Source organism: Desulfurella sp. (genome assembly GCF_023256235.1).
GTDB lineage: Bacteria > Campylobacterota_A > Desulfurellia > Desulfurellales > Desulfurellaceae > Desulfurella.
The window spans coordinates 1-12031 of record NZ_JAGDWY010000052.1; the positions used below are offsets into that span (position 1 = coordinate 1).

Here is a 12031-nt window from a genome sequence, read left to right on the forward strand (position 1 = left end):
TTCCGCCTACTATAAGATATTTAAGATCTTTATCTGTAAATTTAATTCCGCCTCCAAGATAAATGGATCTTTGAGAATTATCTGTTATATTATCATATCCTGCATCTAAAAATATATGTCTATAAAAAGTATATGCTACACCAGCATTAATATCTTCGCTGACACCGTTATTGTCAGAATTAAATCCAAATGCCCTTGCATAAATTTTTAAATTTTTACCTGTATCAGGCACGTAATAATTTACGCCGACGGCACCCGTAGAGTAAAGCAATCCTGCAAGAAGAGTAAAATTGTAAAAATTTTTGGCTATTAATGCATTAAATTTAATACTGTTAGAATAGCTGTACTGAGTAGTATTAGTAGTAACACTGGATGGATAAAACTGACCGGACGGTGGATTATTTGTAGTATAGGTGGTAGTTTGTGTTTCTCCGTAAGTATTGCCGTAACCCATAGGAACAGAAGCAACTCCTAGTTCGTAATAATGACCAGGGGAAGGCTCTAACTTAATATTTACTTGAGATACCGAACCTTTGCTTCTTACAAGATACTGAGAATTCATATTAACTTTTACTTTAAATCTGCTGTATCCACCTACTATATTATTTATACCTTTTAACGAACCGTTTAAATTGTCGTAAACCGAATTTCTGTTAACTAATTTTCCGATAGTTCCCTGTCCGTTGTTTATTTTAGAAGAAATTCCATAAAGTTCGTTAAGCGTAAGTTTTAATTTTTTTGTATCCGCATTTATATTTCTGAGACTGCCGTTAATATTTTTTCTGTTTTTTGCAACTATATAATTTAAATTTTTAGAAAGACCTTTTATATTATGAGTTATAGAAGGCAGTTCTTTTCTTAAATTATAAGATATTGCATTAAAATTATGGATAGTTCTTGTTATCGCTGCATCGTTTTGAACAGTTAATCCATTAATATGTCTTGAAATTGCAGCAAAATTGGACAGAATAATGTCTACATTTCTCTGGTTTATATACACAAGTCTGTTTAAATTTTCAGAAAGCATAGCGATATTATGTAAAATAGCTTTGATATTTTTTTCTCCGGTCTTGGTGCCGATAGAATTTTTTAATGATTTTGAAACTTTTTCAAGATCGCCGGCAGTTTTAGAAAACTTAGTAATTAATGCAGACATGCTTTGAGGCGACATCTCGCTTCTGACAACCTCATTGTTCAAATTTTTTTCATGTTGTTCAGGGCGTTCACCCGATGCAGGTGAAATTGCAATATAAGATTCTCCAAGCAGACTTAATGACCTTATCGAAGCAATATATTGAGGATAGACTTTATATTTTGATTTAATTGTCATATAAACTCTAGCCAATCCGTTTTCTAAACTTATTTTTTTCACGGAACCTATTTTTATGCCTGCCATAGTTACTGAAGTCCCTACACCAATACCGCTGGCAGATTTGAAATAAGCAGAAATTACGTAGGTAGGCGATTTAAAAATGTGTATTTTACCGACTTTAAATGAAAAATATGCAAGTATAGCAATTACTATTACAACAAAAATACCAACTTTTGTTTCTTTATTAATATTCATAAGCTAAATAATAAAAATAATAAAAAATTAATTAAATAGAAATAGGTCCTTCCATACTTCCTGATACAAATTGCTTTACTACAGGATTATTTGAATTTTTAAAATATTCCACAGATCCATACTCTATTATTTTGCCTTCATAAAGCATAGCTATAATATCTCCTGTCTTATATGCCCCAGAAATATCATGGCTTATAACTATTCCTGTAAATTTAAATTTGTCGTGCATAGAAATAATAAGATTATTTATAACATCTGACATAATTGGATCTAATCCTGTGGTAGGTTCATCAAAAAGCATTATCTCAGGATTAAGTATCAGCGCCCTAGCAACACCAACTCTTTTTCTCATACCGCCGGATATTTCAGAAGGCATTTTCTTATCATGTCCTTCCAGTCCAACGTCTTCCAGTAATGAAAATACTTTATCTTTAATTTCACTTTCGGAAATTTTCATATGCCGTCTCAATGGAAAAGCTACATTTTCAAAAACATTCATAGAATCAAACAGGGCAGCTTCTTGAAAGAGCACACCAAATTTCATTCTTATTTTGTTAAATTCTGGCAATTTCATATCTAATAAATTTTTATTGTCAAACATTATTTTACCAGAATCTGGTTTTAATGTACCTATAATGCTTTTTATTAAGACACTTTTACCCTGACCACTTTTGCCTAATATAACAGTTATTTTACCTGCTTCTATCTTTAGATCTAAATTGTTTAAAACTACCTGATTGCCAAAAGCTTTTCTCAAATTTTTAATTTCAATCATATTAAAACAAAAATGCCGATAAAATATAATCTGCAACTAAAATTGCAACACTTGATACTACAACAGCTTTTGTTGTAGATAAACCAACACCTTTTGCCCCTTTTGAAGTATTTAGACCCATGTAGCAACCAATTGAAGAAATAATCAATCCAAATACTGCTGCTTTAATAAAACCATATGTTAAATCGCTTAATTCAAGATATTGTTTTATGTTATCAATATAAGATACTGAATTGACTTTTAGTATAAAAACACCCACAACATAGCCGCCAATATTGCCTACAACATTAGATAAAGCAACTAAAAATGGCAGCATTACTACAGTTGCAAAAATTCTTGGCGTAACAATATAATTTATAGGGTCAACTGCCATAACTTCCATAGCATCAATCTGTTCTGTAATCTTCATTGTGCCAATTTCTGCACCCATCGCAGAAATATTCCTTGCAACAATCATCAAAGCAGTAAATACAGGCGAAAGCTCTCTACCTAAAGATACAGCTACGGTGTAGCCTATCATGTTTTCTGCGCCAAATTTTCTAAAACCGTGATATATTTGCAAAGCTTCGACCATACCAATAAAAAGTGAAGTTAAAATTACAATAAAGCTTGACGTTACACCAATAGTGTAAAATTGATCTATAGTTTGTTTTATTCTCAAAGAACCTTTAAAAATATTTATTAAAGCTTTTGAAGTTAAAATAACAATACCACCCAATTGATCAATAAAATTTACTATTAAGCTCCCCAGATAAGTAAAAATAAACATTACACGTATACCTTTTTTACTCTTAAACTTTTTCCAATATTAGTAAGAATTTCATAATTAATAGTTGATGCAAAACTTGCTAAATCATCTGCATTTATTTTGTAATTTTTACTTTCTCCAATAATTATGACTTCATCACCCACTTTGGCTTCAACATTACTAACATCAATAGCAAACATGTCCATGCAAATAGTTCCTACGCTTTTACATATTTTATCGTTTACAATAACACTAAACTTATTAGACATAAACCTGAATAAACCATCAGCATAACCAAAAGCTACAATGGCAACCTGCATATCTTTATCTGCAATAAAGCTTGGACCGTAACTGACTCCTTCCCCCTTTTTTATATCGTGTTTACTTATAATAAAACTTTTTATGCTCATTGCAGGCTTTATATTAAGTGGATTACTTTCTAATTTTTTTGGATAATATCCATATAGAGAAATACCAACTCTTACGCTATTGTAATGAGCATTTTTATGGTTAAGCACACCTCCACTATTGGATATATGGTAATACTTAATTTCTAAATTATTTGATTTTGTAATTTCTACTATGTCTTCAAATTCTTTAATTTGTTTATTTGTTCTATCTGTATCTGACTCTGAACTCGAAAAATGTGACATAACGCCAACAATATCAATAAAATCTTTATTTTTTTTGTATAGTTCAATTATATAATCTAAATCAGATTTACAAAAACCTAGTCTGTTCATCCCTGTATTAAATTTCAAATGTATAGGTAGTTTGCGATTTTTTGATTTTGAAAAATCTATAATTGATTGCAAAACAGAAAAATTATGAACAACAGGTGTTAGATTATAATTATACAAATCTTCAATGTCTCCAAAACCACACCTGCTTAAAATTAATATATCATTTTTGATATTATGTTTTCTTAACTCAATAGCCTCCTGTGTAAAAGCTACGGCAAAATAGCTTTTTACATTGCTTCTTAAACTTTGTGCAACTTCAATTGCTCCATGTCCGTAAGCATCTGCTTTAATTACAGGTATTACATCTATGTTGCCTACATAATCTTGTATATTATTAAAATTTTCGATTATTGTTTTTAAATTAATTTCTTTTATAACTTCATACATCAAAATCTACCTTTGTCGTTTTTTATTTTACCATAATAATTTATTTTTGAAAAGAAAAAGAAGGGCAAAAGCCCTTCTTAAAGTAAACTAGTACTTGCGTTTTAAAATCTCTTTTTGGAGAGATGCTATAGCTTTTGTGGGGTTTAATTCTTTTGGGCAGGCATGTATACAGTTTAATATAGTATGGCATCGCCATACACCGTGTATATTGTTTACAGCGTCAAGTCTTTCATCGCTGCCTTCATCCCTTGTATCCATAACAAAACGTGCCGCATTAAGTAATGCACTTGGACCCAAATAATCTGGATCAGCCCAATAGGAAGGACAAGAGCTTGAACAGCATCCACACAATATGCACTCATACAAACCATCAATTTTTGCCCTGTCTTCTACACTCTGCAATCTCTCCGTTCCAGGTGGTGGCGTTTTTTCTATTAGATACGGCTTTACTGCATAATACTTATTAAAAAAGTCAGTAAAATCGCACACCAGATCTTTAATAACAGGAAAACCTGGTAGAGGTTTAATAATTAAAACATTGCTGTTGTAATCATCAATATGAGCCATACAGGAAGTTGTATTCATGCCATTTATATTCATACCATCAGAACCACATACGCCTTCCCTGCAACTTCTTCTATAACTAAGCGAACCATCTATATGCCACTTTATTTGATTTAAACCATCAAGCACCATCATTCCTTTTCTTTCTATAGTAACTTCATAATCTTTAAAATAAGGAGCTTTATCTTTTGCAGGATCGTACCTAAATACCTTAAATATTACTTTATCTCCAACATCAAATGCCATCTTGCCCCTCCTTAATATACCCTTTTCTTTGGTGGGAATGTTGGCGCAGTTGCACCTTTCATTCTAACAGGTTTGTAGTCAAGTTCCACTTTCCCATCTTTCCATTTGACAAGGGTATGTTTAAGCCAATTGACATCATCCCTTTCTGGATAATCATCTCTGAAATGACCACCGCGGCTTTCCTGCCTTGCAAGTGCAGCTTCTGTTTCCACTTTTGAAACATAAAGTAGAGATTCAAGTTCTAGTAGCTCAATCAACTCAGTGTTGAAATATGGGCTTTTATCTGTCATGCCAACTTTTTTAAATTCTTCAAAATATTTATCTATTTCTTTTAATTCTTCTTTAAGTCCACTTTCAATTCTAAACACAGACATGTTGTGCTGCATAGAATCTCTTAATCTCTCCCATATATCATCCATTTTAATTTCGCCTGGACCACCATCAAAATAAGCTTTAACCTGTTCAATAGTTTCTTTACCGTACTCATCGGCTATATTTTCAAGCGGTGGAGTCGGCCATTCCGGTTTTTCTTCCAAAATATACCTTGCTGCCCACTGTCCCGCCTGTTTGCCATTAACAACAAGATCTAGCAATGAGTTTGTTCCAAGCCTGTTAGCTCCATGAACAGATTGACAAGCACACTCACCAGCTGCATAAAGACCTGGAATTCTAACTTCTTTTTCACCATCCCAATCTACAACTTCACCTTTTATATTAGTAGGTATACCACCCATATGGTAGTGAGCCGTTGGTTGGACTGGTATAGGTTCTTTTGTACAATCCACACCTACAAATTTATAAGCAAGTTCCCATATTCCTGGAAGTTTTGACATAATTAAATCTTTGCCCAAATGGTCTAATTTTAACAGTATGTGGTCTTTCTTTGGACCCACGCCTCTACCTTCTCTTACTTCTGTTGCCATAGCACGTGAAACAACATCGCGCGAGGCAAGATCCATAACTTTAGGTGCGTATTTTGGCATAAAACGCTCACCTAAACCATTAACTAAATAACCACCTTCACCTCTAACACCTTCTGTTATGAGGTTTCCAACACCATAAATCCCTGTTGGGTGAAATTGGACAAACTCTGGGTCTTCAATTGGAACACCAGCTTTTAAGCAAAGCTTCCACCCATCTCCAGTACATATATGAGCATTTGTACCTGTCCTATAGTTTCTTGTATTACCACCGGTTGCAAAAATTACTGCCTGGCCAAAAAACATAGTAAATCCACCATTTACCATATCCCAGGCCAGAATTCCTATTGCTCGTCCGGTTTCTTTTTCTCTGAATAATTCTGCTGCATAGTACTCTGTATAATAACTTACATATTGAACAATATCAGGTCTTAACGTGCGCTCAAATAATGCGTGTAGCAATGCATGACCGGATCTGTCTGCTATTGCACATGCCCTTTGAACTGCTGCCTCGCCAAAGTTTCTTGTGTGTCCGCCAAATCGCCTTTGGTAAATTGTGCCATTTTCATTCCTTGAAAAAGGCACTCCCCAGTGTTCCAATTCGTATATTGTCTCAGGTGCATGTTTAATAAACTCTTCTATAGCATCTTGATCGCCTAAGTAATCAGAACCTTTAACAGTATCGTACATATGCCAAATCCAGTGGTCTTCTTCCATGTTACCAAGAGCAGCTGCAATACCACCTTGAGCAGATACAGTATGAGATCTTGTTGGATAAACTTCTGTAATAACAGCAGTTTTTAGTCTAGCAAGTCCAGTTTGCACAGCAGCAGCCAAACCTGCACCACCAGCACCAACTATAATAACATCAAATTCTTCAAGTTTAACTTTTATATCAGCCACATTAGCCTCCTTTTAGCCCTTAAATGGTATAATGGTTAGCGCAGCTAAAACCCAGTACAGTACGCCAACTACCCAAAAAAATCCTTTCCAAAAAACCCTCCATCCAGAATAAACATAATCTTCTATAACCATAAATATACCATTTATACCATGATAAAGTGCAAATGTCACAAATGTCATATCAAAAAGCTTCCATCCTAAATCAGAAAGTCTTGCAGCTACTGCAGCATAGCCTGCGCCACCAACCGGGGCACTGATAAAATGCTGTATAAAAAAATGCCCAAGAAGCAAAAATAATAAAGCAACACCAGAGACTCTTTGCATTAGCCAGTTAAATTCACCTGATTTGCTACTGCCCTGATACCTATCAATATATCCTCTCATGTATTCCATAATCTACCTCCTAGCCAGCCAAACCCATTAACATAGGTATAGCGCCTGCTACAAAAACTAAGGCAAAAATAACCCAAAAAATCCACACATTAGTTTTGTAATTGCTGCGCTCCGCTGCACCTGCGAAATTAACAAGCACAACCCTTAACCCATTTACAGCATGATATGCTGCTACAAGCCACAAACCAACTTCTAATAACTTAAATATAGGACTTTCAAGAACGCCCATAGCCTGAGAATAGCTTTGTGGATTTTGAAGAGTAGAGATTACCCACTCATGAGCAAAAAGATACAAAATCAATAGTAGACCTGTTACCCTATGCAAAACCCAAGCAACAAAACCCTCGTGCCACTTATAAGATGCACTTGGTCGATACCAATTCATAGCGTTTCTCGGCTAAATTCTTAGCCTCAAACCCCCTTTCCAAAAATTTGTTAGAATATTAACTCAAAATTTATAAAATGTCAAATATTTCATAATTTATTAGCCCACTCTTTTTTTGCAAGCTCATAAAGGTCATTTCCATAAGCATCATAACATACAAAAACAGGCATATCTTCAACCTCAAGTCTCCTTACAGCTTCTGGACCCAAATCATCGTAAGCTATAACCTCTGCTTTTTTTATTGCGCTGCCTACAACAGCTGCTGCGCCACCAATACTGGCAAAATAAACAGCTTTGTATTTAACACAAGCGTCTTTAACTTCCTGACTCATTTTACCTTTGCCTATCATGCCTTTTAAGCCTTTTTCAATTAGTATAGGAGCAAAGGGATTCATACGGTAACTTGTTGTAGGACCTGCTGAACCTATAGGATAGCCTGGCCTTGCTGGACTTGGACCTACATAATAAATAACCTGCCCTTTGGGATCAAAAGGTAACTCTCCACCTTGTTTAAGTGATTCTATCATGCGCATGTGTGCTGCGTCCCTTCCTGTGTAGACTACACCACTTAAATAAACCTTATCCCCTGCTTTAAGCTTAATAATGTCTTCATCTGTTAAAGGTGTTTTTAATTTATATTCTGCCATATAGCGCTCCTCAAATTAAAATTTCTTTATGCCTGTTTACATGGCATGCTGTATTTATAGCCAAAGGCAGTGTTGCGATGTGGCAAGGTTCCATCTCTATATGAACACCCAGAGATGTAGTAATACCGCCAAGTCCTGCAGGTCCTATGCCAGAATTATTTAATTTTGTTAATATCTCTTCTTCCATTTCTGCAAGCCTTGGATCCGGGTTTTTTTCTCCTAAATGCCTTAATGTTGCTTTTTTGGCAAGTATTGCGCTGCGTTCAAAATCACCCCCAATACCTACACCGATTATAGTGGGCGGACATGGATTTGGGCCTGCTTCTATTACCCAATCAACCACGGTTTTAATTATACCATCTCTGCCGTCAGCAGGTTTTAGCATCTGCACTTTGCTCATAGATTCACTTCCGCCACCCTTTGCATCAAAAAAGATTTTAACCTTATCACCAGGCACTATAAATGTATGCACTATAGCTGGCAAATTGTTACCTAAATTTTTTCTTGTAAGCGGATCACAGGTCGATTTTCTTAAATACGCATCTTTATATGCCCTTTCAACACCTTTATTTATAGCATCTATCAAATTTCCTTCTACAAAATGGACATCTTGACCTATCTCCATAAATACCACAGCCAAACCTGTATCCTGGCACAAAGGGAAAACCCCCTGTGCCGATACTTCTACGTTTTTTAAAATAGTTTCCAATACTGCTTTGCCAACAGGGGATTTTTCTTTTTCAAACGCCTCTTTCTCTTTTTGATGAATATCCTCTGGCAATTTGTAAGCAGCCTCGATTGCTAAATTATAAATAGCCTCTTCAATAACAGATACATTTATTTCCCTAATGCTAGACATAAGCCACCTTCTATAAAAGTTTTAATTCTTCAACTCTATTGCATAATTCTTTAACATGATCTGCAGATACTTTTAATGCTTTTAATTCTTCTTCTGATAATTTTAATTCAACAATTTCTTCTATTCCAGATAATCCAAGTTTTACAGGTAAACCTACAAATAAATCCTTCTCTAAACCATATTTGCCTTGAGTTTTAACAGCGCATGGTAAAACATCTTTTTTATCCCTTACAATTGAGTCAATCATTTGCACTACAGCAGAACTTGTTGCATAGAATGCTGAACCGGTTTTTAGTAATTTTACAATTTCCCCTCCACCATTTCTTGTTCTATCTACAAGTCTATCAATTTGTTCTTTTGTGAAAAATTGACTAATCGGAACACCTCTAATTGTAGAGTAGCTAACTAAAGGCACCATATCATCACCATGACCACCAAGCGTCATAGCTTCAACTGACTTTACACTTACACCTGCTTCCCATGCAATGAATCTCTTAAATCTTGTAGAATCCAGGCACCCTGCCTGACCCATTACCTTGTTATCCGCAAAACCACTCACTTTGCTTGCTGTGTAAACCATAGCGTCCAATGGATTTGTAACTACAATAATTATAGAATTTGGAGAATACTTAGCTACTTGCTCTGTAACTTCTTTAACGATTTTGACATTAACACTTAGTAAATCATCCCTTGACATACCGGGTTTTCTTGGTAGTCCAGAAGTAATTACAACGATATCTGAATTTTCTGTGTCTTTGTAATCGTTTGTACCTACTATTTCTGTATCAAAGCCTTCAATTGGTGATGCTTCCATCTCATCTAAGGCTTTGCCCTGCGGTAAACCTTCAACTATGTCTACCAAAACAACCTGTCTTGCCAGCTCTTTTTCTGCAATTCTCACTGCTGTTGTGGCACCAACCTGACCTGCACCAATAACGCTAATTTTAGCATTTGCCAACATATAAAACCTCCTAAATTAAAATTAATAACCTGTACCCCTTTGTCAAGTCAAATTTTTTAATTTTCTTATTCCCCATCTATGCTACACCCTCTAGACCAGCCATGTAGACACTCATAGGCGTTTTATAGTTTAAGCTTGCAGGGGAGCTTTCATAATTGTAAAAGTAAATGTATTCTGCTATTTTCTCTCTTGCCTTGCTTATTGTAGAATAGTTTAACAGATAAACATTTTCATACTTTAGAGTTCTCCAAAACCTTTCGATTATGATGTTATCGTATGCTCTACCTTTAGAGTCCATAGAGATTTTTACATCTGCTTTGGATAAGATTGATATGAACTCTTCTGATGTGTATTGGGATCCCTGATCAGTATTAAATATATCTGGTTTACCAAAAGTGTCTATTGCATCATTTAGAGTATCAGCAACAAGCTTTGTGTCTATTGAGTTGGATAGCCTGTATGAGAGTATTGCCCTTGTATGCCAATCTATTACAGCACAAAAGTAAGCAAAACCGCTTTCTAATTTGATGTAGGTTATATCAGACGCCCATACTGAGTTTGGTTTATCAATGGTATCTTTTTCATTCAGTAAATACGAGTATTTCTTGTGCTGTTTGTTGGAAACAGATGTAAACTTCTTCTTTTTGGGGTATATTGCTTTTATGTTAAGTTTATTCATAAGGGTCTTTACTTTCTTCTTGCCAACTTTAAAGCCATCTTGTATTAAAATAGCAAGTATCTTTCTAAAGCCGTAGAATGGACAATCCAAGTATATCTCTTGTATTCTTGCCATTACAGCTTTGTCTTCTTCTAGAGAGCTTTGCCTTTTCTTATAATACAGACTTGGTCTGTTTATGCCAAGAAGCTCTGTTTGCCTTGTTATTGATATATTGAGCTTGGGATCCACAAGGCCTTTTAAATTACTTACCTTGCGCTCTTTACTTTTTTTAATATCCAATCCCTCTCTATAGTAGCCTTGCCTAAAGCTTTTTGGAGTTCTTCTATTTGTTTGTCTTTTTCGTTTACTTGCTCCTTGTATTTCTTAACAGGCACAGCTTCTTCAAACACCAAAGAGGCATTTTCTAAAAACTGTTTTTTCCACTGCTGTATGCTTTTAAAGCAATACATTGTATTTTGAGGCTATCTCATTTATAGTAGCATTGTTTTCTAAAACCTCTAACACTACTTTTGCTTTAAACTCATTTGAGTAACTTTTTCTTTTGACACTCATTTAAGCACCCCTTTGTAATTTTGAACTTTTAAAATAAAACCAAATACATTTTAAATCATTAACAGAATTTTTTTAAAGGAATAAAAATTCCAAAAATTCTGTATCGATTTGCGGGTACATTATATAAATCTGTCTAAACTATATTCAATTTGAGTTTTTTTGTCAATCTTTTTTATTAACTGGATAGCAAATTTTTTAAAATACACTCTTGCCTGGCTCTACTTCATCATCTACACATAATACTCTTACATTATCATTTTTATCATTAACACCAAGCACTAATACTTCTGATAAAAAGTCAGCAATTTGCTTTGGAGCAAAATTGACAACAGCCAAAACTAACCTGCCGACTAATTCTTCTTTCGTATAATTATCAACAATCTGTGCACTTGAGCGTTTTACGCCAATTTCACTACCAAAATCAATTAACAATTTATAAGCTTTTTTACGTGCTTTTGGGAAATCATCTACAGTTAAGATTTTACCTACCCTTATATCCACTTTTTCAAAATCATTATAAGTAATTGTTTGTTTTATCGTCATATTTTCACTCCTTTTTTTAAAAATATTTTATCAAAAAAAACTTATAAATTCAAGTAAAAATACTTATTAACTAATGCTTGACATGAATTTAGTCAGTAATATAATTTTAATTAAGAATTAACAGGAGGTTATTTATGTTAGATTCACAAACCTGGTCTA

At 34.3% G+C, this 12031-nt stretch carries 15 protein-coding genes; all 15 read right to left on the reverse strand.

Annotation, left to right across the window (positions count from 1 at the left end):
* Positions 1-1567: MlaD family protein (locus tag Q0C22_RS05035; protein ID WP_291492403.1), on the reverse strand; the 1567-nt coding region annotated here is incomplete at its 3' end.
* A 31-nt stretch (positions 1568-1598) separates the two neighbouring features.
* The gene (locus Q0C22_RS05040) at positions 1599-2342 is read right to left on the reverse strand and encodes an ABC transporter ATP-binding protein (RefSeq protein WP_291492405.1); all 744 of its coding nucleotides are present in this window, start codon (positions 2340-2342) and stop codon (positions 1599-1601) included.
* A gap of 1 nt (position 2343) precedes the next feature.
* Positions 2344-3111, reverse strand: a complete 768-nt coding sequence (locus tag Q0C22_RS05045; protein ID WP_291492407.1) for an ABC transporter permease — start codon at positions 3109-3111, stop codon at positions 2344-2346.
* Positions 3111-4220, reverse strand: a complete 1110-nt coding sequence (gene alr / locus Q0C22_RS05050) for an alanine racemase (protein WP_291492410.1) — start codon at positions 4218-4220, stop codon at positions 3111-3113. The genes Q0C22_RS05045 and alr overlap by 1 nt, the downstream gene beginning before the upstream one ends.
* 87 nt (positions 4221-4307) lie before the next feature.
* Positions 4308-5030 (reverse strand): succinate dehydrogenase iron-sulfur subunit, encoded by a 723-nt coding sequence (locus Q0C22_RS05055; protein ID WP_272979006.1) that lies wholly within the window; start codon positions 5028-5030, stop codon positions 4308-4310.
* Positions 5031-5041: 11 nt separating this feature from the next.
* Positions 5042-6853, reverse strand: a complete 1812-nt coding sequence (sdhA, locus tag Q0C22_RS05060) for a succinate dehydrogenase flavoprotein subunit (protein WP_291492413.1) — start codon at positions 6851-6853, stop codon at positions 5042-5044.
* Positions 6854-6865: 12 nt separating this feature from the next.
* Positions 6866-7246: a hypothetical protein gene (locus tag Q0C22_RS05065; protein ID WP_291492415.1), complete on the reverse strand. Its 381-nt coding sequence runs from the start codon at positions 7244-7246 to the stop codon at positions 6866-6868.
* A 10-nt stretch (positions 7247-7256) separates the two neighbouring features.
* Positions 7257-7631, reverse strand: coding sequence for a succinate dehydrogenase, cytochrome b556 subunit (sdhC, locus tag Q0C22_RS05070; protein WP_291492417.1), 375 nt, complete (start codon positions 7629-7631; stop codon positions 7257-7259).
* Positions 7632-7720: 89 nt separating this feature from the next.
* On the reverse strand, positions 7721-8278 hold the full coding sequence (locus Q0C22_RS05075; protein ID WP_291492419.1) for a Fe-S-containing hydro-lyase: 558 nt from the start codon (positions 8276-8278) through the stop codon (positions 7721-7723).
* A gap of 10 nt (positions 8279-8288) precedes the next feature.
* A complete protein-coding gene (locus Q0C22_RS05080; protein WP_291492421.1) occupies positions 8289-9137 on the reverse strand; it encodes a fumarate hydratase in 849 nt (282 codons plus the stop codon).
* 10 nt (positions 9138-9147) lie between these two features.
* Positions 9148-10098 carry a malate dehydrogenase gene (gene mdh / locus Q0C22_RS05085; RefSeq protein WP_291492423.1) on the reverse strand — a complete coding sequence of 317 codons (951 nt, stop codon included), beginning with the start codon at positions 10096-10098 and terminating at the stop codon, positions 9148-9150.
* A gap of 76 nt (positions 10099-10174) precedes the next feature.
* On the reverse strand, positions 10175-11056 hold the full coding sequence (locus Q0C22_RS05090) for an IS3 family transposase (protein WP_291492425.1): 882 nt from the start codon (positions 11054-11056) through the stop codon (positions 10175-10177).
* Positions 11023-11226, reverse strand: coding sequence for a hypothetical protein (locus Q0C22_RS05095; protein WP_291492427.1), 204 nt, complete (start codon positions 11224-11226; stop codon positions 11023-11025). Before Q0C22_RS05095 ends, Q0C22_RS05090 begins: the two co-directional genes overlap by 34 nt.
* Entirely contained in the window at positions 11213-11329 is a 117-nt protein-coding gene (locus tag Q0C22_RS05100) for a transposase (RefSeq protein ID WP_291492429.1), read from the reverse strand. Before Q0C22_RS05100 ends, Q0C22_RS05095 begins: the two co-directional genes overlap by 14 nt.
* Before the next feature lie 195 nt (positions 11330-11524).
* Entirely contained in the window at positions 11525-11872 is a 348-nt protein-coding gene (locus Q0C22_RS05105; protein ID WP_291492431.1) for a tRNA-binding protein, read from the reverse strand.
* Positions 11873-12031 lie beyond the last annotated feature (159 nt).

Excerpts from the sequence above, each read along its gene's own strand:
- Q0C22_RS05100 (WP_291492429.1), bottom strand. The coding sequence starts at position 11,329 with ATGAGTGTCAAAAGAAAAAGTTACTCAAATGAGTTTAAAGCAAAAGTA.
- Q0C22_RS05080 (WP_291492421.1), bottom strand. The coding sequence starts at position 9,137 with ATGTCTAGCATTAGGGAAATAAATGTATCTGTTATTGAAGAGGCTATT.
- mdh (WP_291492423.1), bottom strand. The coding sequence starts at position 10,098 with ATGTTGGCAAATGCTAAAATTAGCGTTATTGGTGCAGGTCAGGTTGGT.
- sdhC (WP_291492417.1), bottom strand. The coding sequence starts at position 7,631 with ATGAATTGGTATCGACCAAGTGCATCTTATAAGTGGCACGAGGGTTTT.
- Q0C22_RS05055 (WP_272979006.1), bottom strand. The coding sequence starts at position 5,030 with ATGGCATTTGATGTTGGAGATAAAGTAATATTTAAGGTATTTAGGTAC.
- Q0C22_RS05095 (WP_291492427.1), bottom strand. The coding sequence starts at position 11,226 with ATGTATTGCTTTAAAAGCATACAGCAGTGGAAAAAACAGTTTTTAGAA.
- Q0C22_RS05075 (WP_291492419.1), bottom strand. The coding sequence starts at position 8,278 with ATGGCAGAATATAAATTAAAAACACCTTTAACAGATGAAGACATTATT.
- Q0C22_RS05105 (WP_291492431.1), bottom strand. The coding sequence starts at position 11,872 with ATGACGATAAAACAAACAATTACTTATAATGATTTTGAAAAAGTGGAT.
- Q0C22_RS05045 (WP_291492407.1), bottom strand. The coding sequence starts at position 3,111 with ATGTTTATTTTTACTTATCTGGGGAGCTTAATAGTAAATTTTATTGAT.
- Q0C22_RS05065 (WP_291492415.1), bottom strand. The coding sequence starts at position 7,246 with ATGGAATACATGAGAGGATATATTGATAGGTATCAGGGCAGTAGCAAA.
- Q0C22_RS05040 (WP_291492405.1), bottom strand. The coding sequence starts at position 2,342 with ATGATTGAAATTAAAAATTTGAGAAAAGCTTTTGGCAATCAGGTAGTT.
- alr (WP_291492410.1), bottom strand. The coding sequence starts at position 4,220 with ATGTATGAAGTTATAAAAGAAATTAATTTAAAAACAATAATCGAAAAT.